This is a genomic window from Haloarchaeobius iranensis, from assembly GCF_900103505.1.
GTDB classification, from domain to species: Archaea; Halobacteriota; Halobacteria; order Halobacteriales; family Natrialbaceae; genus Haloarchaeobius; species Haloarchaeobius iranensis.
Genome location: NZ_FNIA01000010.1, coordinates 66,898 through 91,111 on the forward strand (window position 1 = coordinate 66,898; position 24,214 = coordinate 91,111).

At 69.2% G+C, this 24,214-nt stretch carries 23 protein-coding genes; 9 read left to right on the forward strand and 14 right to left on the reverse strand.

Going from position 1 to position 24,214, the window contains the following annotated elements; genetic code table 11:
- Position 1: 1 nt before the first annotated feature.
- From BLT27_RS10540 to BLT27_RS10560, 5 genes are all read right to left on the reverse strand, one after another.
- Entirely contained in the window at positions 2-343 is a 342-nt protein-coding gene (locus tag BLT27_RS10540; protein WP_089733638.1) for a DUF7268 family protein, read from the reverse strand.
- Between the two features lies 1 nt (position 344).
- Positions 345-1,313 carry an ABC transporter permease gene (locus tag BLT27_RS10545; protein WP_089733641.1) on the reverse strand — a complete coding sequence of 323 codons (969 nt, stop codon included), beginning with the start codon at positions 1,311-1,313 and terminating at the stop codon, positions 345-347.
- The gene (locus tag BLT27_RS10550; RefSeq protein ID WP_089733643.1) at positions 1,310-2,320 is read right to left on the reverse strand and encodes an ABC transporter permease; all 1,011 of its coding nucleotides are present in this window, start codon (positions 2,318-2,320) and stop codon (positions 1,310-1,312) included. Before BLT27_RS10550 ends, BLT27_RS10545 begins: the two co-directional genes overlap by 4 nt.
- An 18-nt stretch (positions 2,321-2,338) precedes the next feature.
- Positions 2,339-3,961, reverse strand: a complete 1,623-nt coding sequence (locus tag BLT27_RS10555) for an ABC transporter substrate-binding protein (RefSeq protein WP_089733645.1) — start codon at positions 3,959-3,961, stop codon at positions 2,339-2,341.
- 81 nt (positions 3,962-4,042) lie between these two features.
- Complete coding sequence (locus BLT27_RS10560; RefSeq protein ID WP_089733647.1) at positions 4,043-6,472, reverse strand: ABC transporter ATP-binding protein; 2,430 nt, start codon at positions 6,470-6,472, stop codon at positions 4,043-4,045.
- Positions 6,473-6,610: 138 nt separating this feature from the next.
- On the opposite strand from BLT27_RS10560, the gene BLT27_RS19750 reads away from it, so the two are divergent.
- Positions 6,611-7,090: a DUF7529 family protein gene (locus BLT27_RS19750; protein WP_089733648.1), complete on the forward strand. Its 480-nt coding sequence runs from the start codon at positions 6,611-6,613 to the stop codon at positions 7,088-7,090.
- A 6-nt stretch (positions 7,091-7,096) separates the two neighbouring features.
- On the opposite strand, the gene BLT27_RS10570 is transcribed toward BLT27_RS19750, so the two are convergent.
- The 6 genes from BLT27_RS10570 to BLT27_RS10595 are packed head-to-tail and all read right to left on the reverse strand — an operon-like array spanning position 7,097 to position 11,110.
- Positions 7,097-7,768, reverse strand: coding sequence for a DUF5806 family protein (locus BLT27_RS10570; RefSeq protein ID WP_089733650.1), 672 nt, complete (start codon positions 7,766-7,768; stop codon positions 7,097-7,099).
- A 49-nt stretch (positions 7,769-7,817) separates the two neighbouring features.
- Positions 7,818-8,447 (reverse strand): DUF7546 family protein, encoded by a 630-nt coding sequence (locus BLT27_RS10575; RefSeq protein WP_089733652.1) that lies wholly within the window; start codon positions 8,445-8,447, stop codon positions 7,818-7,820.
- 1 nt (position 8,448) lies between these two features.
- Positions 8,449-8,664, reverse strand: a complete 216-nt coding sequence (locus BLT27_RS10580) for a hypothetical protein (protein ID WP_089733654.1) — start codon at positions 8,662-8,664, stop codon at positions 8,449-8,451.
- A complete protein-coding gene (locus BLT27_RS10585; RefSeq protein WP_089733656.1) occupies positions 8,661-10,406 on the reverse strand; it encodes a b(o/a)3-type cytochrome-c oxidase subunit 1 in 1,746 nt (581 codons plus the stop codon). The genes BLT27_RS10580 and BLT27_RS10585 overlap by 4 nt, the downstream gene beginning before the upstream one ends.
- Complete coding sequence (locus tag BLT27_RS10590) at positions 10,403-10,912, reverse strand: cytochrome c oxidase subunit II (protein WP_089733658.1); 510 nt, start codon at positions 10,910-10,912, stop codon at positions 10,403-10,405. The genes BLT27_RS10585 and BLT27_RS10590 overlap by 4 nt, the downstream gene beginning before the upstream one ends.
- A 6-nt stretch (positions 10,913-10,918) precedes the next feature.
- Entirely contained in the window at positions 10,919-11,110 is a 192-nt protein-coding gene (locus BLT27_RS10595) for a cytochrome oxidase (protein WP_368086034.1), read from the reverse strand.
- Between the two features lie 140 nt (positions 11,111-11,250).
- Here BLT27_RS10595 and BLT27_RS10600 point away from each other — a divergent pair, with 140 nt between their 5' ends.
- The 8 genes from BLT27_RS10600 (at position 11,251) to BLT27_RS10635 (ending at position 18,278) form a co-directional block, all read left to right on the forward strand.
- On the forward strand, positions 11,251-11,448 hold the full coding sequence (locus tag BLT27_RS10600) for a DUF8131 family protein (protein WP_089733660.1): 198 nt from the start codon (positions 11,251-11,253) through the stop codon (positions 11,446-11,448).
- Positions 11,449-11,451: 3 nt separating this feature from the next.
- Entirely contained in the window at positions 11,452-12,276 is an 825-nt protein-coding gene (locus BLT27_RS10605; protein ID WP_245707720.1) for a sulfite exporter TauE/SafE family protein, read from the forward strand.
- A 7-nt stretch (positions 12,277-12,283) separates the two neighbouring features.
- A complete protein-coding gene (locus tag BLT27_RS10610; RefSeq protein WP_089733662.1) occupies positions 12,284-14,707 on the forward strand; it encodes a heavy metal translocating P-type ATPase in 2,424 nt (807 codons plus the stop codon).
- Positions 14,708-14,751: 44 nt separating this feature from the next.
- Positions 14,752-14,994 carry a hypothetical protein gene (locus tag BLT27_RS10615; protein WP_089733665.1) on the forward strand — a complete coding sequence of 81 codons (243 nt, stop codon included), beginning with the start codon at positions 14,752-14,754 and terminating at the stop codon, positions 14,992-14,994.
- A gap of 60 nt (positions 14,995-15,054) precedes the next feature.
- A complete protein-coding gene (locus tag BLT27_RS10620; protein ID WP_089733667.1) occupies positions 15,055-15,546 on the forward strand; it encodes a GNAT family N-acetyltransferase in 492 nt (163 codons plus the stop codon).
- 110 nt (positions 15,547-15,656) lie between these two features.
- Positions 15,657-16,688, forward strand: a complete 1,032-nt coding sequence (locus BLT27_RS10625; RefSeq protein ID WP_089733669.1) for a ring-cleaving dioxygenase — start codon at positions 15,657-15,659, stop codon at positions 16,686-16,688.
- Positions 16,689-16,690: 2 nt separating this feature from the next.
- The gene (locus tag BLT27_RS10630; RefSeq protein WP_089733671.1) at positions 16,691-17,341 is read left to right on the forward strand and encodes an alpha/beta hydrolase; all 651 of its coding nucleotides are present in this window, start codon (positions 16,691-16,693) and stop codon (positions 17,339-17,341) included.
- A 46-nt stretch (positions 17,342-17,387) separates the two neighbouring features.
- Positions 17,388-18,278, forward strand: a complete 891-nt coding sequence (locus tag BLT27_RS10635; RefSeq protein WP_089733673.1) for a winged helix-turn-helix domain-containing protein — start codon at positions 17,388-17,390, stop codon at positions 18,276-18,278.
- Between the two features lie 30 nt (positions 18,279-18,308).
- On the opposite strand, the gene BLT27_RS10640 is transcribed toward BLT27_RS10635, so the two are convergent.
- The 3 genes from BLT27_RS10640 to uvrA form a co-directional block, all read right to left on the reverse strand.
- Entirely contained in the window at positions 18,309-19,265 is a 957-nt protein-coding gene (locus tag BLT27_RS10640) for a WD40/YVTN/BNR-like repeat-containing protein (protein WP_089733675.1), read from the reverse strand.
- 56 nt (positions 19,266-19,321) lie between these two features.
- Entirely contained in the window at positions 19,322-20,743 is a 1,422-nt protein-coding gene (locus tag BLT27_RS10645) for a sulfatase (RefSeq protein WP_089733677.1), read from the reverse strand.
- 392 nt (positions 20,744-21,135) lie between these two features.
- The gene (uvrA, locus tag BLT27_RS10650) at positions 21,136-24,126 is read right to left on the reverse strand and encodes an excinuclease ABC subunit UvrA (protein WP_089733679.1); all 2,991 of its coding nucleotides are present in this window, start codon (positions 24,124-24,126) and stop codon (positions 21,136-21,138) included.
- Between the last annotated feature and the right edge of the window lie 88 nt (positions 24,127-24,214).

Below are 24,214 nucleotides of genomic sequence, written 5' to 3' on the forward strand. Positions count from 1 at the left end.
CTCAGAGGAGTGCGGTCGCGAGCGACGCCGCGAACATCACGCCGACGCCGAACCCGATGATGCGGGTCATCGCGCGCCGTGAGTCGCTCTCCGTCCAGTCCGAGCCGGTGTCCATGTACCGCTGCATGTTCTCGATTCCGCGGCCGGCCATCACGGAACCCGACCAGCCGAGCAGCCCGACGCCGAGCGCGAGCGCCCCGAACGCGAACGTGGTCTCCGTCGCCCCCCGGAGCGTGCCATCGAGCGTGAGCCCGCCGACGGCGACGAGGCCGACGGCGACGCCCGCGGCCGCGGCCGTCGCCAGGCGGCGGACGGGCGCGGCGAGCCCCGTGTCGGGAGCCACGTCAGTCGACGGCGTCCTGCATCCGCGGGTCCAGCGCGTCGCGCATCCCGTCGCCGAGCAGGTTGAACCCGAGGACGGTCAGCGCGAGGAACAGGCCGGGGAAGAACGACATCCACCAGAGACCGTTGATGAGGCCGTTCTCGACGCCCTTCGTCAGCATCCAGCCCCACGAGGGGGTCCCGGCGGTCGCCCCGAAGCCGAGGAACGACAGCGCGGCGAGGTCGATGACCGCCAGCCCGAAGTTCAGCGTGCTCTGGACCGTGATTGGTGCGAGCGAGTTCGGCAGCACGTGCCTGACGATGACCCGCCAGTCCCGTGCCCCGAGCGCGACCGTCGCGTCGACGTACTCGTCCTCGAGTACCTTCAGCGCGGCCCCCCGGACGACGCGGGCGAACCGCGGCGTGTAGACGAGCGTTAGCGCGATGACGGCCTTCCACAGCCCGGTGCCGAAGATGGCGACGACCGCGAGCGCAAGCAGCAGCGACGGGAACGACAGCAGCACGTCCATCGTCCGCATGACGACGTTGTCCAGCCAGCCGCCGTAGTACGCCGCGAGCGTCCCGAGGCCGACACCCAGCACCGTCGAGGCGGCGACCGTGACGGTGCCGTACTTCAGCGCGAGCCACGCGCCGTACATCGTCCGGAGGAACACGTCGCGGCGCTGTGCGTCGGTCCCGAACGGGTGCTGGCACGACCCGACCGAGCCGAGCCAGCCGGTGATTGTCGGGTTCCCACACGGCGGGTGCTTCCGCGGCTGGGCGAACTGCGTGTCGAGGATGGTGCCGAAGTCCAGCACACCGACGAACACGGCGAGCCGGGTGAGCACGCCCATGAGCGTGATGAGCAGTATCAGCGACAGTCCGAGTATCGCGAGGCGGTTCGACAGCAGGTCCGAGAGGAACGGCGACGCCAGGAGCCGGTCGAGGAAGCCCCTGTCCTCGTGGGTCGTCGAGGCGGTCTCCGTGCTCATTGTTCGATCCTCGGGTCGAGGTAGGTGTAGGTCAGGTCCACGAACAGGTTCACCATGGTGAAGACGACGGCGAACAGCAGGACGATGCCCTGCACGACCGGGTAGTCACCGTCCGTGATGGCGTCGACGAGCAGCATCCCGATACCACGGATGTTGAACACGGTCTCGGTCAGCACCGCACCGCCGAGCAGGCTGCCGAACTGGATGCCGATGACGGTCACGACGGGGATGAGCGCGTTCCGGAGGCCGTGTTTCAGCAGGGTTATCTTCTCGCCCTGCCCCTTCGCCCGGGCAGTCCGGATGTAGTCCTGCCGGACGACCTCGAGCATCGACGAACGCATCATCCGGGAGATGAGCGCCATCGAGTAGATGCCGATGACCATCGAGGGCAGGAACAGGTGCCAGGCGGCGTCGACGAACATCACGATGTCCCCCTTGATGATGGAGTCGATGAGCAACACCCCGGTTATCTTGGGCAGCGGCCCGTTCGAGAGGAGTCCGTTCGTCGGGAACCAGTCGAGATGCACCGCGAAGAGCAGGATGATCAACGGGCCGCTCCAGAAGATCGGCACGCTGATTCCGGTGAGTGCCCCGATTCTGCTGATGTGGTCGGTGATGGTGTCCTGCTTGACCGCACTGATGATGCCGATGGGGATGCCGAAGACGATACCCGCGATCTGCCCGAGAACGGCGAGCTGAAGCGTGATCGGGAACTTCCAGCGCAGGATGTCAGTGACGGGCTCTCCCTTGTTGTGGACCCAGGACTCACCGAGGTCGAACTGGACGACCTCGACCATGAACCGGACGTACTGCACCCAGATCGGGTCGTCGAGCCCGAGCCGTTCCTCGATTCGTTGGATTTCAGCTGCGTCGGCCTGTTGTGTCGCGATGACTGTGGCCGGGTTGCCGGGCGAGAGGTGGAGGATAGAGAACACCAGCGTCGCCACTCCGAACAGCACGGGGATCAACAGCACCAACCGCTTGATTACGTATCTCGTACTTATCATGAGGGCGGTGACGAGACGTTACTCGAGCTCCACCCGGTTCAGGAACGGCCCACCGATGACGCCGACGGTGAAGTTCGAGACGTCGGGGCCGATGCCACGGACCTCCTCCGTGTGTACCAGGGGGACCCACGGACACTCCTCGTGGAAGATCGCGCCGGCCTCCCGGTAGAGCGACTGTCGCTCGCTGGTCTCGTAGGTGGACTGCCCCTGCTCGACGAGCTCCATGAACTCGTTGTTCGCCCAGGCGGCACGGTTTGTCTTGTTTATCCCTTCCGTGCTCCACTCGACGTAGTCCTGGTCGGGGTCGGACTCCACCTGCGGGTGGAGCAGCGCGTAGTAGAAGTTGTCGGGGTCGCCGTTGTCGGTCATCCAGCCGAGGAAGCAGGCATCGTGGCTCCCCTGGGCCGTGTAGTTGAGGTAGGTCTCCCACGTCTTCTGCTCCAGGTTCGCGGTGATGCCGACCTCGCCGAGGTACGAGCGGACCGTCTCTGCGGCCTCACCGGGCGACGGGTTGTAGGCCCGAGGGTTCTGGAACGTCGCCAGCTCGAACTCGAAGCCGTCGCCGTAGCCGGCCTCCTCGAGCAGCGTCTGGGCCTGGTCGGGGTCGTACGGGTACGGGTCGAGCTCCTCGTTGTATCCGGTGACCAAGTCGGGGATCGGCTGGCTCGCAGGGGTTGCGATCCCCTGGTAGACGGTGCTGGCCAGCTCCTCCGTGTCGATGGCGTAGTTCATCGCCTGCCGGACCTTCTTGTTGCGGAACGGCTCGAACGTCGCCATGTTCATCGCGAGGTAGCCGACGTTGATACCACCTCGTCGCTTGATCTCGCCCTCGCCGTCCTCGACCTGCGTGATGGTCTGCGGGCTGAGCCCGTCGATGATGTCGAGTTCACCCGCGTTGAGCGACGACGCGCGAGTCCCGTTCTCGCCGATGACCTCGAACGTCACCTCTTCGACGTGAGGGCCCTCGCCGTAGTAGTCGTCGTACGCCGAGAGCCGGATGGTGCCGGTCCCCTGGTCCGCGCTCTCGAACTGGAACGCGCTCGTCCCGATCATCTCCGAGGAGAAGTCGGTCCCGGACTCTATCTCGGACTTCGGCAGGACGGCCATCGCGAACGCCCCGAGATTCGCCAGGAATGGGGCGTACTTCTTCGCGATGCTGAACTCGACGGTGTAGTCGTCGGGCGCCGAGACGTCCTCGACCGCGCCGAGGAGGTACGGGCCGTAGCCCGAGCGGTCCTCGAAGTGGTACTCGTACTCGGGGTCGACGAAGCGTCGGTACGTCGCGATGAAGTCCTCGGCGGTGAACTCGTCGCCGTTGTGGAACGTCGCGTCCTCACGTAGCTGGATGGTCGCGGTCGTCCCCTCGATGGTGAAGTCCGTCGCGAGCGACTCTACCAGCGCCGACCCACCCGGCTCGAACCCCATGAGCTTGTCGTAGACCTGGTTCGTCACCTTGGCAACCTCGCCGCTGGTGGACGCCTGGGGGTCTAGCGTCGCCGAGGGTGCCCCTCGGCCGTACGTGAGTGTCCCGCTCCCACCACTACCCACGAAGTCGCCGACGCAGCCGGCCGTCATCGTGGTCGTCGCCGTCGCTGCGCCTGCCGCCTTCAGGAAGTTCCGCCTGTCCATGTCGCGTGCCATAGGATGCCGTGCATGGTAATGACCAATAAATATAACGAAAGTACGTAAAACGGTAACAAACGGTCAGCGCGGAACAGGCTGTCAGTCCTCCCGCTCCAGATGGCAGGCAGACTGGTGGACGCCGGCGCCGAGGGCCGGCTCCTCGCGCTCGCAGACGCTCCCGAACTCCTTGGCGAGCAGTTCCTCCGCCGTCTCGTACTCGCCGTCTGCGACGAGGCGGAGCGACTCGTCGACGACCTGTCGCACCTCCGGTGGGAGCGTCGTGTCGAAGAGCTCCTCGCGTGCGTCCGTGACCGCCACGCCGCCGTCCGTCGCTGCTTGTGCGTTCTCCTGGCCCGTGGCCATCAGCAGGGTCTCGGGGACAGAGCGCTCGGCGACGCGCTGTCGGAAGTCGATCAGCTCCCGGTACGCCGCCTGCACGATGTCGAGGTCGTCCGGTGGGATGACCTTCGGGCAGCGCGTCCGGAACCGACAGCCGCTCGGCGGGTCGATGGGGCTTGGGACGCTGCCGGACAGGAGTATCCGGTCGTCGGTCTCCGCGGCCGGGTCGGGGTCGGGGATAGACGAGAGCAGCGCCTCGGTGTAGGGGTGGCGCGGGTCCGCGAACAGTTCGCCGGTCTCTGCAATCTCCACGACCTTCCCGAGGTACATCACCGCGACGCGGTCGGAGATGTGCCGGACGACGCTCAGGTCGTGTGCGATGAACAGGTAGGTGAGCCCGAACTCCTCCTGGAGGTCCTCCAGCAGGTTCAGGATCTGTGCCTGGACACTCACGTCGAGCGCGGACACCGGCTCGTCGGCGACGATGAAGTCCGGGTCCACCGCCAGTGCCCGGGCAATGCCGACGCGCTGGCGCTGGCCCCCGGAGAGCTCGTGCGGGTAGCGGTCGCGCTGGTCGACCTCCAGTCCGACGGCCTCGATGAGCTCGTCGACCCGCTCGCGCGTCAAGGCACCGTCGCCCTCCGGGAGGCCGTGTATCTTGAGCGGCTCGCGGATGGTCTGGGCGACGGTCATCCGCGGGTCGAGCGACGACATCGGGTCCTGGAAGATCATCTGGATGTCCCGGCGGCGCTCGCGCAGGTCGTCGTCGTCCAGCGAGGCGAGGTCCTCGCCCGCGAACAGGACCCTGCCGTCGGTCGGTTCGAGCAGGCGGAGCAGGGTGCGTCCGGTGGTCGACTTCCCGCAGCCGGACTCGCCGACCAGTCCGAGCGTCTCGCCCTCGTACAGCTCGAGGTCGACGCCGTCGACCGCCCTGACGGGGCGCTGTTCGTCAGCCAGCAGCCGGTCGAGGAAGTCGTCCGCCTGCGAGAAGTGCTTCCTGAGCCCGTCAACCTCGAGCAGCGGCTCGCCGTCGAATCGCTCCGTCTCGGCGGCCATCGCGTCCTCGTCGGTCCCGTACACCGACGTGTCGAAGTCGTCGAGGATGCACCTCGAGCGGTGGTCCACGTCGTCGGGACCGTGCTGTCGGTACTCGATTTCGCCCTCGCGGCACTCGGGTTCCGCCCACGGACATCGCGGTGCGAAGTGACAGCCCGAGGGCATGTCGACGAGGTCGGGCACGTTCCCCTCGATGGGGGTGAGCCGGTCCGTCTCGTCGGTCGGGATGGACTCGAGCAACGTGTACGTGTACGGATGGCTCGGGTTCTCGAAGATCTCCTCGACGGGGCCCTCCTCGACGATCTCGCCGGCGTACATCACCGCGACCCGGTCGCACGTCTCCGCGATGACGCCGAGGTCGTGCGTGATGAAGAGCACGGACATGCCGATGTCCGCCTGCAGCTCGTTGATGAGCTCGAGTATCTGCGCCTGGATCGTCACGTCGAGCGCCGTCGTCGGCTCGTCCGCGATGAGCAGCTGTGGCTGGCAGGCCAGCGCGATGGCGATGAGGACCCGCTGGCGCATCCCGCCGGAGAACTCGTTGGGGTAGTCGTCGATCCGCTCGCCGGGGTCGGGGATACCGACCTGCTCGAGGATGTCGACGGCCGACTGCAGCACCTCCTCGTCGATGCCGCCGCCACGCAGCGACGGCAACACCTCGCGGACCGCGTTCCACCAGGTGTCCTCCTTCCGCCCGCCGTACTGGTGCAGCTGCAGGCTCTCGGCGACCTGCTCGCCGACGGTCAGGGCGGGGTTGAGCGAGGTCATCGGGTCCTGGAATATCATGCTCATCTCGCCGCCGCGGATGGAGCGCATCGCCGGCTCGGGGGCGGCGGTCAGGTCCACGACACCCCTGTCCGGGTCGACGAAGTCGCCGTCCGGGTACCGGTCGGCGAGGTCCGAGGCGAACGCCGCGTCGTGGAACTCGACGGTGCCGTCGACGACCTCTCCCGGGTCGTCGACCAGCCCCATCGTCGACAGCGCGGTGACGCTCTTGCCGGAGCCGCTCTCGCCGACGAGTCCGACCGTCTCGCCCTCGCGGACCGTCAGGTCGATGCCGTCGACGGCCTTCACCTGCCCGCGGTCGGTCGAGAACTGCGTCCTGAGACCGGAGATGGAGAGTACGTCGTTCACTATCTCCGTAGGCGATGGCCAGGGGTAAAATAAGTTTCCACACGAGTCGAGGGAACACCCCACACGACTGCGCGGTGCGTCCGGGACTCCCCCGTCGAACGGGAACCCTTTTCACAACTCCTGCACCCACGTACCGGCATGGAGCAGCCCGGTGTCAGCGACGCAGCAGTCGAGTCCTGGGAGCGCGTCGTCGAGGATATGGAGGCCACGGCCGCCGAGTACCGCGACGACGGGTGGGAGGTCGTCGAGCTCCACCCCGGCGACGTGACCGCCCTGCCGCCGGACCACGACCGCTTCGGCCTCGACGTCCTCGTCGGCGGCGACGAGTTCGAGACGGTCAGCGAGATGGTGACCGACGAGGGCGCGGCCTTCGACGAGTTCGAGGTGTTCCGCGCGGTCCACGCCGGCCACGTGTTCCTCGTCGTCGCCGTCGAGGACGCCGCGCGCGAACAGGTCGTCCTCGTCCCGGCGTACTACGGCATCAAGGACGCCGAGGAGACCATCGAGGCGGTGCTGGAGCAAGGGCGATTCCCGATTCACATCCGCCCGCTCACCATCGAGGACGTCGTCACGGTCGAGCCCTCGGAGCCCGAGCTGTTGCTGCCGCCGACGGAGTGACCGGCGCTACTGGCTCTCCTCTTCCTCCCGCAGCTCCGCGCTCGCCTCGCGCACCTCGCGCATGACCGAGGAGATGCGCTCCTCGGCCTCCAGCTCCTCCTCGACGCTCAGGTCGACGCCCTCGACCTCCAGCAGGAACTTCGCGACCTCGGTCGACTCGTACATCACGTCGTCCAGCTCCTCGGCGGTGAAGAAGTCGCACATCGCGCCGTAGAGGAACGTCGCGCCCGCGGTCCGTATCTTGTCCTCGAAGGCCGCGCGGGCCTGGTTGACCGCCTGCGGCGTGTACGTGTCGGTCATGAACGGGACAAGCTCGGGGAGGTTCTCGCCGATCTTCGTCATCTCGACGCCGGTCTCCGTGCGGAAGTCCGAACAGAGCCGCGCGATGGCCCACTCCCGGGCCGTGATGTAGGTGCGGTCGCGCAGGAACTCGTTGACCCGCTCGTACTGCGCGCCGTCCATCTTCTTGAAGCGGTCGTAGGTGGCGACGTCCTCGGGGACGTCCAGCGTCTCCTCGTCGGGGACCCCCGGCGTCGGCTCCGCGCCCTCGTCCACGGTGGCGTCGGCCGGCGACGCGTCCCGGTCCTCGGCCGCGGTGTCGTCCGCTGGGTCCGTCTCCGAGACCGGTGTCTCGCTCCGTGCGTCGTCCCCATCCGTGCCCGGCGACTGCTCGGTCATGCCCTGCCCTACCTCGCTCTCGGCTAAAAAGGTTCGGCGGCGACCGCGCTCAGACCGCGGTCCGCCGGAGCACGGCGGCGAAGCCTCCGATAGAGAGCAGGAACGCCGCCGTCGCGACCGGGTACTGCGCGGTGCTGAGCGTCGCCGCCAGCGAGCCGGCACCGAGCGAGCCGGCGAGGGTGGCGACCAGCGGCGCGGTGCAGCTCACGCAGGCGAGCAGGCCGACCGCGCCGGGCATCGTCGCGTTCCACGACCGGTCGACGGCGACGGCCGCGAGCAGTCCGAGCGTCGCGTAGCCGCCGACGAGGAACGGGACGACCGTGAGCGCGACCACCGGGCCGACGTAGTGCACGGCCGGCCCCCAGCCCGGAATCGCGAGATGGACCGAGAGCTCGGGCGCTGACGCGGCCGGTGCCAGCAGCCCCGCGGTCCACAGCAGCGCGACGGTGTACGCCGCGCCGCCGAGCGCCGGAAGCGGCGAGAGCGAGCGTACCCCGGCGTCGACGGCCACCCGGACGCCGACCGCGCTGGCCGCCAGCCACAGCAGCGGGTAGCCGACCTGCGCGGCCGACTGGACGACCGGGTCGACCGCCAGCCAGTAGCCGACCGTCACGCCCGCGACCACGGCGAGCGCGACCCACGACAGCGGCAGCCGGGGCCGGCCATCCACGACGGACATCTCAGGCCTCGCCCTGCGCCGACGTGCGCTGGAAGTCCGCCAGCACGGCGAATAAGGTCAGCACCACCGCCAGCGTGCCCAGATACGGGACCGCCGGCACGTCGATGCCCAGGAACAGCCCGAGCGCCGTCCGGAGCTCGAACCCGAACACGAGCAGGAACGCCCAGGCCACGAGCAGTCCCCCGCGGGTCTTGACGATGGGACCGCGGCCGCTCATCGTCCCACCCCCAGGAGCTCGAGGACGGCGTCGAGCCCGTCGAACGTCCCGAGCACCGACACCGGGTAGGCGTCACCGCCGGTGCCGAACAGGCCGCCGTTCTGGATGATCGCCCCGAGCGGCAGCACGTACGCGAGCACGACGAGTACCAGCGCGATGCCCGCCCAGAGCCGCATGTTGTCCAGCACGCGCGGGCTGTCCTCCGCGCCGGAGAGCGGTTCCGGGAGCGACTGGCCCAGCCCCTCGACCTTCGGGTTGCCCAGCGAGAGCGTGAGGTTCCCGAGGAACAGGAGCGTCGAGACGAACAGCAGCGTGCCGCCGACGGCGAGCTGGATGTTCAGCTCCGCCATGCTCCCGAACGCCGTGTTGAAGTCGAAGCCCGCGTACTGCGGCTCCGCGGTCCGGCGCGGCACGCCGTACAGGCCGGCGACGTGCATCGAGTTGGACATCAGCGCCATCCCGCCGAACCACATGACGACCTGCAGCAGCCCGATGGGCCGGGAGTAGAGCCGCCGGTTCGTGAGCTGGGGCCAGAGCCAGTACGTCCCCGCCATCATCGTCAGCGCGACCGCCGTGCCGACGGTGAGGTGGAAGTGGCCGGGCACCCAGAGCGTGTTGTGGATGAGGTAGTTGATGTTCATCCCGGCGTTTATCATGCCGGAGAAGCCGCCGGCGGCGAACATCAGGCCGGCGAGCGCCATCCCGGTGAACGCGGGGTCGCGCCACGGGAGGGCGGTGAGCCAGCCGAACAGACCCTCACCGCCGCGCTGGCGCGCCCCGTGTTCCATGCTCGCGACGACGGTGAACGCGGTCAGCAGGCTCGGCAACAGCAGGAACATCGTGTTCGTCATCGCGATGAACTTGAACCCTTCCGCGATACCGGGATCGACGTACTGGTGGTGGATGCCGACCGGGGTCGACAGCAGCACGAACAGCACGAAGACGACCCGTGCGAGTGGGTCGCTGAATAGCCGCCCGCCGGCGAGCTTCGGCAGCACCGTGTACCAGAGCATGTACGCCGGCAGCAGCCAGAAGTAGACGACCGGGTGTCCGAAGAACCAGAACAGCGTCCGGGTCAGCAGCGGGTTCACCGTGTCGATGAGCCCGAGCGACCACGGCAGCAGGAAGAAGAGCACGGCGATGGCGACGCCGATAGTGGCGATGTACCACATTATCATGGTCGTCAGCACCATGAACGTCTGCAGCGGGATGCGCTCGTCGGGGTTGTCCTGCTTCCAGTGCAGCCACGTGCGGAACCAGTCGACGCCCGCGAGCCAGGTCCCGATGATGAACACGACGAGGCCCGTGTAGAACAGCGGGTGGGCCTGCAGCGGCGCGTAGAACGTAAAGAGCACGTCCGCGCTGATGCCGATCTGGTCGACGAACCCGAGCAGGATGGTGACGCCGGTGATGGCCGACCCGACGGTCATCAGCGTGAGCCACGCCCGGGTGAAGTTGATGTTCGTCGGCGACCGGTCGAGGCTACGCGTGACGGCCCACTGGTACAGCCCGACGAGGTAGAAGATGGTGAAGACGATCGCCAGCAGCACGCCGTGTGCGGTCAGTGCCGTGTAGTAGTCGGTCGACGGGATGATCCGCAGGACGTTCGTCCGGTGGAGCGCCTGGAAGATGCCGAACAGTGCGCCCAGTCCGAGCGCGGTGAACGCGACCAGGAACGCACGCCGGACGAGCTCTGCCTCCTGCGGGTACCGGTCCGCGAAGGTCTCCTGGTCGACGCTCATTGCTCACCTCCGTCGCTGCTGTTGTACTCGCCCTCGGGCACCACCCGGAGCATGCCCTCCATGCTGTGGTGGCCGGCGCCGCAGTACTCGTGACAGACGATGCCGTACTCGCCCGGCTCGCCCACCTCGACGGTGACCTCGGCGACCTCACCCGGGATGACCATCGTGTTGGCGTTGGTCCCCACGACCGAGAAGCCGTGGACGACGTCCGCCGACGTCACGTAGAACGTCACCGTACTGTTGGCGGGGACGACGATGGGGTCGGGCTGGAAGATGAACTGCCTGGCGACGACGTACGCCTCGTACTCGTTCTCACCGACCTTCTCGACGCCGGGGTCGCTGAACTCGGGGTGCTCGTCGAGGGCGTTCGGGTCGACGTTCCCGCCGCTGTCGTCTATCATCGTCACGCCGACGCCGACCGCGCCGTACGTGATTGTCGCGATGAACCCCACGATGAGCAGCAGCGACATGCCGAGCCAGAGTTTCTCGTACTGGTGAATATGCATCCGTGATCACCCCACGACGATGAGATCGTTGCCCAGGAACTCGACGAAGTACATGAACACCCACATGATAGCGAGCACCGCGAAGTACGTCAGTATCAGCGCGAGCGTTCCCTTCGGGTCGAACTCCTCGTGGGTGAGCTCCCGTTCCGGTTCCTCCTGCGTCACAGGTGCCGAGACGCTCTGTTCGCTCCCCGGCACTTCCTCCTCGTCTTCGACTGCTGGTACACCCCTACTCATGAGCGTCACTTCTGTATTCTCGTGTCTTAACTCCCTGGGTCGGTGCCGTGAGGCGAGAATCGGACCAGCATTTATACTCACGCACTTCCACACCCCTCACCATGGACGTTACACCGCGAACGGTCGGGTTCATCTCCCTGGGCGCTCTGGCTCCGGCGGTGGCTTTCATCGCGTTGAAAGGCGAGACCATCGCAGCCATCACACTCCTCAACGTGCTCATCATCACCGGCTGTCTGGCACTCGCGCTCTCGCCACACGAGGACGAGCACCACGACGAGGCGAGCGCGAACGGGGTGTGATAGGTGAACGGGTGGGTCGAGCCCGTCGCGCGAGGCCTACAGACCGGCGGCGTCACCGCGAACGCCGACTTGCTTCTGTTCCTCGTCATCGGCGCGCTCGGCGGCGCGCACTGCCTCGGGATGTGCGGGCCGCTGGTGTCGACGTACGCCGACCGCATCACCGCGAGCGGCGACGACCGCCGGCGGGACCAGCTCACGATGCGCGACGTCCGCCAGCACGGCCTGTTCAACCTCGGCCGGACCGCGGGCTACGCGTTCGTCGGTGCGGTCCTCGGACTCGCCGGGAGCCTCGTCGTCGGGAGCGTCACGGCCGTCACGTCGCTCTCGGATGTCGTACGCGGGAGCATGGGCATCCTCGTCGGCCTGTTCATCCTCGCCGCAGGCGTCGGCTACCTGTTCCGTGGCACCGCCGGGGGTGCGGCCGTCGGGAACTCCATCCCCGTTCTCTCGGGGGTGTTCCGACGGGTCAGTGGCGTGTTGACGGGCCACCTCGACCGCGCGACGAACTCGACGGGCATCGTCGGACTGGGGGCGGTCCACGCGGTACTCCCCTGCCCGATCACCTACCCCGCGTACCTGTACGCGTTCGTCATCGGCGACCCGTTCCGGGGGGCGCTCGCGCTCGCCCTGCTCGGTGTCGGGACCGTCCCGACGCTGCTGGCGTACGGGCTCGCCATCGGCTCGCTGTCGGTGCGGCACCGGACGCTCCTGCACCGCACGATGGGCGTCGCCTTCCTCGCACTGGGCTACCTGCCGCTGGCCCACGGCCTGATGCTGTTCGGCGTCCACCTGCCGCACCCGCCCGTGCCGTACTACCAGCCGCTGTGAGTGAGCTATGACCGGCTGCACGCTCTGTGACCTGGACCTGCCCGCCGAGCCCGTGACCGACCCCGAGGTGGAGGGCGAGTTCTGCTGTCGGGGGTGCCTCGCCGTCGCGCGCTCGCTGGACGACGTCGAGGACATCGACGCGGCCTCGCCCGAGGAGCTACTCGACGCGGGCGACGACGACGCGGACGGCGAGGTCTGCTACCTCTCGGTCGACGGGATGCACTGTGCGACCTGCGAGCTGTTCCTCGAGTCGACCGCGACCGACAACCCGGGCGTCGAGGGGGCGTCGGCGAGCTACGCGACGGACACGATGAAGCTCGTCTACGACCCCGCCGCCGTCGACGCCGCCGACCTGCCCGACCTCGTCTCGACGGCGGGCTACGAGGCGCGCGAGCGGGCCGTCGCCGAGGAGCACGAACCCGACTCGCCGACGGCGACGTTCCTCGTCGGGGGCGGCTTCTTCGGCATGATGACGATGCTGTGGTATGTGCTGTTCATCTACCCGCAGCACTTCGGCTTCGCGCCGGTCGTCGACTTCGGCTCGTTCGGCCGGCTCTACCTGCTCGCACAGATCTGGCTGTTCACGACCGTCGTGCTGTTCTACAGCGGCTTCACCCTCCTCCGTGGGGCCTACGTGAGCCTCCGGGCGGGCCAGCCGAACATGGACCTGCTCGTCTCGCTCGCGGCGACGAGCGCGTACGTCTACAGCACCGCCGTGATGCTGACCGGCGGCATCGACGTCTACTTCGACGTGACCGTCGCCATCGTGCTCGTCGTCAGCGCGGGCAACTACTACGAGGACCGCGTGAAGCGCAACGCCGTCTCGCTGCTGTCGGACCTCACCGCGGCGTCGGTCGAGGAGGCCCGGCTCCGCGACGGCCGCACGCTCCCGGTCGAGGACGTGGCCCCGGGCTCCGAACTGCTCGTCCGGCCGGGCGAGCGCGTCCCGCTCGACGGCACCGTCGTCGAGGGCGTCGCGGCCGTCGACGAGGCGCTCGTGACCGGCGAGTCACTCCCGGTGACGAAGCGCCCGGGCGACGCGGTCGTGGGCGGCTCTGTCGTCACCGACACCCCGCTCGTCGTCGCGGTGAGCGAGGACGCGACGAGCACGCTCGACCGCATCGTCGGCCTGCTCTGGGAGGTCCAGAGCGCCCGCCCCGGCGTCCAGCGCCTCGCGGACCGGCTCGCGACGGTGTTCGTTCCGACCGTGACGACCGTCGCACTGCTGGTCGCCACCGGGACGCTCGTCCTCGGTGGGGGCCCGACCGGCGCGCTGCTCGTCGGGCTGACCGTCCTCGTCGTCGCCTGCCCGTGTGCGCTCGGCCTCGCCACGCCGCTGGCAGTCGCCGCGGGCATCCAGCGCGCCGCCGAGTCCGGCGTCGTCGTCGCCTCGGAGACGGTGTTCGAGGTGCTGCCCGACGTCGACACCGTCGCGCTCGACAAGACCGGGACGCTGACCAGCGGCGAGATGACCGTGACCGACGTCGCGGTCGCGGACGGCGACGAGACGCGGCTCCTCGCCCGCGCCGCCGCGCTGGAACGGTACTCGAACCACCCCATCGCCGACGCCGTCGTCGCGTTCGCCGGCGGTGAGGGCGTTCGACCCGTCCCTGGCGGGGAACCCGCGACCGACGGCGGCGAACCGGCGGGGGCCACCGCGACGGGCCGCGACGCGGCCGCCTGGGACGACCCCGCGGCGTCGGTCGACGTGCGCCCGACGGGCGTCGTCGGCGACGTCGACGGCGAGCGGACCGTCGTGGGGAACCACGACCTCCTCGACGCCGAGGGAATCGCGGTCCCGGAGCCGTTCCGCGAGCGGGCAGACGCGGTCGCGGCCGACGGCGGCGTCCCCGTCCTCGTCGGCTGGGACGGTCAGTTTCGGGGACTCCTCGCCGTCACCGACCGGCCCCGCGACGACTGGGACGAGACGGTCCGGGCGCTCGCCGACGACGGGCGCTCGGTCGTCGTCCTGACCGGCGACGAGGGCGCTGCCGCCGAACGGTTCCGGGACCACCCGGCCGTCGACGAGGTGTTCGCCGGCGTCCCGCCGGACGGGAAGGTCGCTGCGATCCAGCGACTCCGCGCACAGGGGACCGTCGCGATGGTCGGCGACGGCGACAACGACGCGCCCGCGCTCGCTGCGGCGGACGTCGGGGTCGCCATCGCCGGCAGCGGCGGACTGGCTGCGGAGGCGGCCGACGCGGTCGTGACCGACGGTCGGCTCGACGCGGTCCCCGTCCTGTTCGACGTGGCCACCGCGACCAGACGGCGCGTCCGCGAGAACCTGACCTGGGCGTTCGGCTACAACGCCGTGGCCATCCCGCTGGCGGCCACGGGGCTCCTGAACCCGCTGTTCGCCGCGCTGGCGATGGGCACCAGCAGCGCCCTCGTGGTGCTGAACTCGGCGCGGTCCCTCGTTCCCACGGAGTGAAAATCTGGAGACCGGGTTTATATGTAGCACGCGTATCCACTGGTATGACTCAGTACCCGAAGCAGACGAACGATGGACTCCCGACCGAAGAGCGCATCCTCTGGGTCTCCGGTGCACTCGGCCTCCTCGTGGCGTTCCTGCTGACGGCCGCCGTGGTGTTCGCGACCGTCGGAACCGGCACGCTCACGACTGGCTACGTCCCGGTGGCGCTCGTGTTCACCGCCCTGCTGGCCGTCGTCGTGTTCGCGATGCGCCGGCTGGGAACCAAGCGCTCGCGCCCGCGCTGACTGACAGCTCTTCCTGCGAAACCGGTAGTTTCAGCGTCGAGACGGTTCTTGAGGATAGCTATGCGCGTGAGACCAGCGGAGTCCGGCGACGCCGAGGCGATTCTGGCGGTCCACGAGGCAGCCATCGCCGAGCGGGGACCGCGCGCGTACGACGACGGCGTCGTCGACGCGTGGCACGACGGCCGGAGCGTGGACGACTACGAGTTCGACGGCGACGGCACGTTCCTGGTCGCGACGACCGACGGCGGCAGCGTCGTCGGGTTCGGCACCGCCCTCCCCGAGTGCCGCAACCACCTCGACGCCGACGTCGACGCCGAGGTGACGGCCCTGTACGTGGACCCGGACCGGGCGGGCGAAGGCGTCGGGACAGCACTGCTCGAGGCGCTCCACGAGCACCTCCGTGCGGCGGGCGCGGCCTCGGCGGCGTGCTGGTCCTCGGCGAACGCCGCTGGGTTCTACGAGCGCCGGGGCTACGAGCGGGTGGCCACCCACCGCCACGAGTTCGCCGACGGCGTGACCGGCGACGTGGTCGAGATGCAGACCCGGCTGTGACCGACCGTGCCGACCCCGACGCGGGCCCCCTCGACAGTCACGTGACACGAGTGTAACCTGCCGACACGGGGGTCCACACGCTATTTCCTCGCCGGGCCCCTACGACCGGTATGACCGATACGGACAGACTGCACGGCATCCACCACGTGACCGCCGTCGCGGCGGACCCGACCGAGAACGTCGCGTTCTACACCGACGTCCTCGGCCTGCGACTGGTCAAGCAGACCGTCAACTTCGACGACGTGACGACGTACCACCTCTACTACGGCGACGAGACGGGCACACCGGGCACGGCGATGACCTTCTTCCCCTTCGGCGGGACACGCCAGGGCCGAGTCGGCAAGGGCATGGCGAGCGCGACGGCGTTCCGCGCGCCCGACGGCTCGCTGCCGTACTGGCAGGACCGACTGACGGAGAGCGACGCCGACGTGACCCAGCCGGTCGAGCGCTTCGGCGAGACCGTGCTCCCGTTCCGCGACCCGGACGGCCAGCCGCTCGAACTCGTCTTCGGCGACGACCCGCACGACGACGGTGCGGTCGAGCCGTGGAGCGACGGCCCGGTTCCTGCCGAGCACGCCCTGCGCGGCTTCGCCGGCGTGACGCTGCTGCCGACGGACCCCGAGGCGACCGCGGACGTGCTGGCGACGATGGGCTACGAGGCGGGGGAGACCGTCGGCGACCGCACCCGCTACGAGGTGCCCGACCGCGCCGGCGTCGTCGACGTGCTCGACCGACCCGACGCACCCGCCGCCCGGCCCGGTGCCGGCACCGTCCACCACGTCGCCTTCCGGACGCCCGACTCGGAGACGGAGCTCGCGTGGCGCGAGACCCTGCTCGACGCCGGTCAGCGCGTCACCGAGCAGAAGGACCGCCGCTACTTCCAGTCCATCTACTACCGCGAGCCCGGCGGCGTCCTGTTCGAGATCGCGACCGAGGAGCCCGGCTTCACCGCCGACGAACCCGTCGAGGAGCTCGGCAGCGAGCTCCAGCTCCCCCCGTGGCTCGCGGACGACCGCGAGGGCATCGAGGCGAACCTCCCGCCGCTGGCGACCGACGCGAGGGCCCAGCTGCCGGACGGCGGCGTCGCCGGCGAGGCCAGCGGTGACACCGACCCAGACGACGACCGGGCGGGTGAGCGGTGACCATGCTCGACGGCCCCCACGCCGACGCGCAGGTACTCACGGCCGGTGCATCCCTCGACGAGGCCCGTGCCGCTGTCGTCGCGCTCCACGGTCGGGGTGCGACGGCCCGGAGCGTGCTCGGCCTCGCGAGCGAACTCGACGTGGACGACGTCGCGTGGCTCGGGCCACAGGCCACCGGCAACACCTGGTACCCGTACTCGTTCATGGCCGACACGGCGGACAACGAGCCCCACCTCTCGTCGGCGCTCGAACTCGTCGACGAGACGGTCGCACGGGCCGTCGACGCCGGCATCCCGCGCGAGCGGGTCGTCCTGCTCGGCTTCTCGCAGGGGGCCTGCCTCGCCAGCGAGTACGTCGCGCGGAACGCGACCCGGTTCGGCGGCCTCGTCGCCTTCAGCGGCGGCCTCATCGGTCCCGAGGGCACGCCTCGGGAGTACGACGGCGACCTCGACGGCACCCCCGTCTACCTCGGCTGTGACGCGAAGGACCCGCACATCCCGAAGGAACGCGTCCACGAGACACGCGACGTGCTCACCGACCTCGGCGCGGACGTGACCGCACAGATATTCGAGGGGATGGGCCACACCATCATCCCCGAGGAGGTCGAGGGCGCGCGGGACGTGCTCAAACGTGCTGTCGGCGACGGGGAGTAGCCCAGCCCGCGAAATCCTCTTTGTCTCGCTCCGTGAAGCTGTCACCATGAGCGACTCCGACATCGTCGTGGAGCAGCTCCCGCCGGACGAGGCGTTCGGACTGGTGGCCCACGAGACCCGGGTCCGCGTGCTCGAGGCGCTACTCGACGCCGACGAACCGCTCTCGTTCAGCGAGCTCAACGACCGCGTCGGGATGCGCGACACCGGCCAGTTCAACTACCACCTCGGGAAGCTCACCGACCGGTTCGTCGCGGAGCACGACGAGGGGTACGTACTCACCCGCGAGGGCGCCCAGGTCGCCGGCGCTGTCCTCTCGGGCGGCTACACGAAGGCCATCGACGCCGACCCCGTCCAGATGGACGCCACCTGTCTCGACTGCGGGTCGCGGATGACGGCGACGTTCGAGGATACCAGGGTCGACATCACCTGCCGCGACTGCGGTGAGGACTTCGCACAGGTCGCGGTCCCGCCGGGTGCGCTCTACGACTGCACGCCCGAGGAGGCCATCGACGTCGCCCACCGCTGGGCGATCCGGAACCACAACACCGCGGAGCTCGGCTTCTGCACGCGCTGCGACGGCCGCATGGACCGCTGGGTCATCGACGCCACGGCCGACGACTCGCCGGACTGGCTCGTCGAGGGACCGTTCGAGGCGTTCGTCCGCTACGGCTGTGAACGCTGCAACGCCGGCTGGTTCACCGACGTCGGGCTCGCACTCATGTCACACCCTGCTGTCGTCGCCTTCCACTACGACCACGGCATCAACACGCGAGAGACGCCGCTCTGGGAGCTGGAGTGGGTGAGCGCCGACGCCTCGACGGTCGTCGACCGCGACCCGCTCCGGGTCGCCATCTCGGTGACGCTCGACGACGAGACGCTGACGCTCACCGTGGACGACGAGCTAGCCGTCCTCGACGAGGAGCGGACGCCCGCCTGAGCGCGGACCACTGGCGGCTCGCCCGCCGCGTCAGTGCACAGCGAGCCCCCGCACCGGCCCCGTCTCGTCCCACGCGACGACCCGGTTCCACGAGCGCCCGGCGTCCGTGCTCCGGTAGAGTCCGTCGTCGGCCGCCGCGAGGAACGTTCCGGGACCGGCAGGTGCGAGGACGGGCCGACGGAACCCCTCGGGGTCGGGCAGGCCGTCCATCGCGACCTCCCACGGGTCGTCACCGTGCTTCCGGTAGACGTAGCTCTCGGCGGTCCCGAGGCGATGGGCCCGGGACGCGCCGCTGGCGGCCGACACGACGCGAAGGTCAGGGTTCTCCGGGTCGACTGCGACGCTCCAGCAGTAGCGATGGTCGAGTCCCGACTGTGGCTGGTCCCAGGTCCGGCCGTGGTCGGTGCTCTCGGCGTAGCCGTCGCCGGCCGCGCTGTACACCCGACCGACCGCCTCGGGATGCGTCGCCAGCTGGTGGTTGTCGCGACGGCTCCCGTCGGGTCGCTCGGTCCACGTCTCGCCGCCGTCGTCGGTGACGACGAGCGCGCCGGCCTCGATGCCGACGTAGCACCGACCCGCCCGGTGCGGGTCCGGTTCGAGCCAGCGGACGTGGTGGGTGTCGGGTCGCGGCGGGAAGTACCACTCGTCGGCCGACGGCAGCTCGGCGAGGCCGGAGCGCTCGGTCCAGCTGTCGCCCCCATCGGCGGAGTAGAAGACGCGGCTCGGCTCCGTGCCGACCCAGACGCCGTCGGGTTCGTGCGGGTCGAGCGCGACCGCCGTCACCGAGTCCGGCAGGGACTCGCCGACGCGGTGCCAGTCGTCGTCGCTGCCGGTGACGTCGCGGCGGGACAGCCCGGCGTCGAACGTCCCGACGAATGCCCGGTCCGGCCCGACGGCCACGCACTCGAACTCGTGGCCCTCGTCCCGGTCGCTCACCGTGTCGTCGTCGACGGTCAGGAGCGCGTCGTCCAGTGCGACGAACTGCATGGCTCCGGATACGCGCTCCCGAACAAAAACCTCGGGTGCCGGCTGGCCGACGGCGTCTAGCGGTAGCCCAGCGCGCTGAGGCGGTCCTCCAGCTCCTCCGGGACCTCCTCCTCGTCCTCGTCGTCGTGCTCGCCGGCGACGGTCGCCAGCGCGTCGAGCCGTCGCTCGGCGGCCCGGCAGAGCGCCGCGACGCCAGCCTCGTCGGCTGCCTCGTCCCACCGGTTCTCCCGTTCCTCCGGGTCGACGGTCCGGTCGTAGAGCTCGCGCTCGTCGGCGGCCGGGCACTCGATGTACGTCCAGCGCTCGTCCCGGACGCTGACGACCGTGTCGCCGTCCCCCAGGTTGCGGGGAATCGGCTGCTGGGTGACGGAGTCGCCACGGACGGTCACGGAGACGATGGGCCCGGCGTCCGGGTCCTCGCCGTCGCGGAGCGTCGGCACGAGGCTGTCCGCGGTGAACCCCTCGGGGCGCTGGACGCCGTGGAGGTCGCACAGCGTCGGCGGGATGGCGTCGAGCGCGACCGGCGACGCCACCCGCTGGCTCGGCGTGTCCGGTGCGTCTACGATGAACGGCACGTGCGTCAGCTCGCGGTAGAGCTTCGGGTAGTGCGAGAGGTGGCCGTGCTCCATGAACTCCTCGCCGTGGTCCCCGGCGACGACGACCGTCGTCTCGTCGCGGATGCCCGCGCGTTCGAGCGCGTCGAGCACCCGGCCGATGCTCTGGTCGACCTGATGGGCTGCCGCACGGTACAGCGTCCGCAGGTCCGCGAGCGTCTCGGACCCGACCTCGCGCCCCAGCCCAGTGCGCAGGTGGGGGCTGAGCATCCGCAGCGTGCCGTAGTCCTCGCCGGTGACGGCGCGGACGTTCACCGGTGCGGGGACGTACGGCGTGTGGGTGTCCATGTAGTGTATCCAGCAGAAGAACTCGCCGTCCTGGCCCTCGATGAACGAGACCGCCGCGTTCTCCACGTCGCGCATCCGCGAGGTGTTCTCGGCGGGATAGCTCTCCTGCCCGCGCAGGCGTCGCGCAGCAGCCCGGAACGGCTGGGTGGCGAACTGGGTCCACGCCTGCCAGGTCGGGTGCGCCGAGAGGAACTTGCTCACCGGATTCGAGGCCTCGGCGTGGTACGTCTCGAACTGCTCGAACCCGCGGTCGTAGCCCCAGTACGCGGTGAGGAACCCGTTCGAGGCGTTGAACCCACCCGTGGCCATGCCGGACCGGCCGAGCGTCTCCGCGAGCGTCGGGCCGTTCCCGACGCCGATGCGTGGCCCGTCAGCGAACACCGGTGCGCCGCCGAGGATGCTCGGGAAGGAAAAGGGGGTCCAGTTCCCCTGCGCGAAGGCGTTCTCGAACACGGTCGCCTCGCCGGCCAGGTCCCGCAGTGCCGGGGTATGTGACGAATCGGATGTCAGGTCGAGTGCGTCCGCTCGCAGCGAATCGACGGTTATCAGAACGGTGGCTCGTGCGTCCTCACTCATACGTGTGCGGCCGGGTACACCCCGGCTTCTCGCCTACTCCTAGCGCTGGTGCCCCAAAATAGCTATCGGGGGGAATATATATAGTTGTCCGGAGCTGGCGTGGTGGCGAGCAGGCGACACTCGACAGCCCTCCGACGACGTGTCGCACACCCGCTCCCCGTCGGAGGCGACGGTCAGCGCATCGCCGACACTGACCTCGTCCCCGTACGTAAACCCTGGCCGGTGCCGCCGGTCAGCGCGCCCGCTCGACGAGGTTGCCCAACCGTTCGTACGGCAGTTGGTGCGTGCGCTCCTTCTCGCGCGGCGACGCGGCGCTCGGCGGCGCTCGTCAGCTCGCGGGTCTCCAAACCCGACTCCACTGCCCCGCGAGAACAATCCCGTCCGGCGCGGGCTCAGTCGTCGTCCGTCGGCGTCGCCATCTCGCGCGTCTCGGGCTCGACGCGCTGGCCGCGTGGCCCCTCGACGTCGACGTCGGGGAGCAGGTCACGCAGGTAGCGGCCGGTGTGGGAGGCGTCGACCTGCGCCACTTCCTCCGGCGTGCCGGTGGCGACGACCTCGCCGCCGTGTTCGCCGCCCTCGGGGCCGAGGTCGAGGACGTGGTCGGCGTTCTTCACGAGGTCGAGCTCGTGCTCGATGACGACGACGGTGTTGTCGTTGTCGACCAGGCGGTGCAGCACGTCGATGAGCTTCTTCTCGTCCGCGGAGTGCAGGCCCGTCGTGGGCTCGTCGAGCAGGTAGAGCGTGTTGCCGGTGTCGCGCTTGCCCAGCTCCTCGGCGAGCTTGATGCGCTGGGCCTCGCCGCCGGAGAGCGTCGTCGACGGCTGGCCGAGGGTCATGTAGTCCAGCCCCACGTCCTTCAGGAGCTTGAGCCGGCGACGAAGGCGCGAGGAGGACTCGAAGAAGTCGTGGGCCTCCTCGACGCTCATGTCGAGCACGTCCGCGATGGTCTTGCCCTTGTAGGTCACGTCGAGCGTGGCGTCGTTGTAGCGCGCCCCCTCGCACTCCTCGCAGGGGACGTACACGTCCGAGAGGAAGTTCATCTCTATCTTCACCGTCCCCTGCCCGCCGCACTCCTCGCAACGGCCGCCCTTGACGTTGAACGAGAAGCGGCCCTTCTCGTAGCCGCGCTGCTTCGAGAGCTTCGTCTCGGCGAACAGCTCGCGGACGTAGTCGAAGATGCCGGTGTACGTGGCGGGATTCGACCGCGGCGTCCGGCCGATGGGGCTCTGGTCGATGAGCCGCACCGTCTCGACCCCATCGATGCCCTCGATGTCGTCGTGCTCGCCGGGGTTGACGGAGGTGTTGTCGTTCATCCGGCGTGCGAGCCCCTTGTACAGCACGTCGTGCATCAGCGTCGACTTGCCGGAGCCGGAGACGCCGGTGATGGCCGTAAAGCTGCCCAGCGGGAGGTCGACATCGACATCCTTCAGGTTGTGCTGGCGTGCGCCGAGGACCGACAGATGGTCGTCCGCGGTGCGGCGCGTATCGGGTACGGGAATCTGCCTGCGCCCGGCGAGGAAGTCACCGGTGACGCTCTCGTCGGCGTCGACGACGTCGTCGAAGTCACCCTGGACGACGACCTCGCCGCCGCGCTTTCCCGGCCCGGGGCCCATGTCGATGACGTTGTCCGCCCGACGCATCGTCTCCTCGTCGTGCTCGACGACGATGAGGGTGTTCCCGAGGTCGCGCAGCCCCTCCAGCGTGTCGAGCAGCTTGTCGTTGTCGCGCTGGTGCAGGCCGATGGAGGGCTCGTCCAGCACGTACAGCACGCCGACGAGCCCGGAGCCGACCTGCGTCGCGAGCCGGATGCGCTGCGATTCGCCGCCGGAGAGGGTCGAGGCCTCGCGGTCGAGCGTGAGGTACTCCAGCCCGACCTCGGTCATGAAGCCGAGGCGCGCGCGGATCTCCTTCAGTATCTCCTCGGCGATGGTCGTCTGGCGCTCGTCGAGCTGGGCCTCCATCCCCTCGAAGTGCGCCAGCGCGTCGCCGATGCTCATCCGGTTGACCTCGCTGATGGCGGTGCCGGCGACGTAGACGGAGCGCGAGGCGGGCTTGAGTCGGGTGCCGTCACAGGCGGGACACTCGGTGACGGACATGTAGTCCTCGATGTGGTCGCGGGTGCCCTGCGAGTCCGTCTCGACGTAGCGCCGTTCGAGGTTCGGGATGATGCCCTCGAACCGCTTCTGCTTGCGCCGGGTGCCGTTCTTCGTCTGTCTCTTGAAGACGACCTCGTCGTCCGTGCCGTAGAGGAACTGGCGCTGGACGTCCTCGGCCACCTCCTCGAACGGCGTGTCGAGGCTCACGTCGAAGTGCGCCGCGACCGCGTCGAGGCGCGTCTGGTAGTACGACCGGTTGTAGCTCCAGGGCTCGAACACGTGCTTCAGCGGCTTCGACTCGTCGACGACGACGCGCTTCTCGCTGACCTCCTTCGTCTCGCCGATGCCCTCGCACTCGGGACACGCGCCGTGGGGCGAGTTGAACGAGAACGAGCGCGTCTCTATCTCGGTGAAGTCGATGCCGCAGTGGGTGCAGGCGAGCTCCTCGGAGAACTCCAGCACGAGGCGGTCCTGGCTCGCGTCCTCGTCCCCGTCACCCGCCACGGCCGCGAGGTCGCCCGTCGAACGGGCCTCGCTGCCACCGATGTCCGGCTCCTCGGGCGGGTCGGGCAGTATCAGCTTCATGACGCCGCCGGCCTCCTCGAGTGCGGTCTCGACGGAGTCCGTGATGCGCGGGCGGGCGTCGCTGCTGAGCTTCACGCGGTCGACGACCACGTCGATGGTGTGGTCGTAGTTCTCGTCGAGGTCCGGCCGGTCGACGGTCAGGTCGTACTCCTCGCCGTCGACCTCGACGCGGGCGTACCCCTCGCTCACGAGCTCGTCGAAGCGGTCCTCGAACGCGCCCTTCTGGTCGCGGACGACCGGCGCGGCGATCTTCGCGCGGGTGCCCTCGGGGAGGTCGAGGACCCTGGAGACCATCGTGTCCGCCGACTGCTCGCCGACCTCCCGGCCGCACTCCGGGCAGTGCGGCGTGCCGACGCGGGCGTACAGCAGGCGGAGGTAGTCGTGCAGCTCGGTCACCGTCCCGACGGTCGAGCGGGGGTTGTTCGCCGCGTTCTTCTGGTCGATGGAGATCGCAGGTGAAAGCCCCTCGACGGTCTCGACCTGCGGCTTGTCCATCTGCCCCAGGAAGTTCCGGGCGTACGCCGACAGCGACTCGATGTACCGTCGCTGCCCCTCGGCGTACACCGTCTCGAACGCGAGCGAGGACTTGCCCGACCCGGACAGCCCCGTCACCACGTTGAACTGCTCGCGTGGGATGCGAACGTCGAGGTCTTTCAGGTTGTGCTCCTCGGCACCTTTGACCTCGATGAAGTCCTTGCTCATCTGGTCGTAGCCTGGGGCGGGACGACCCTTAGGGTGTCGGTTCCGGGTGGTCCGCGTGGACACGGGCCGGCGGATGTCCGGGTTTAAA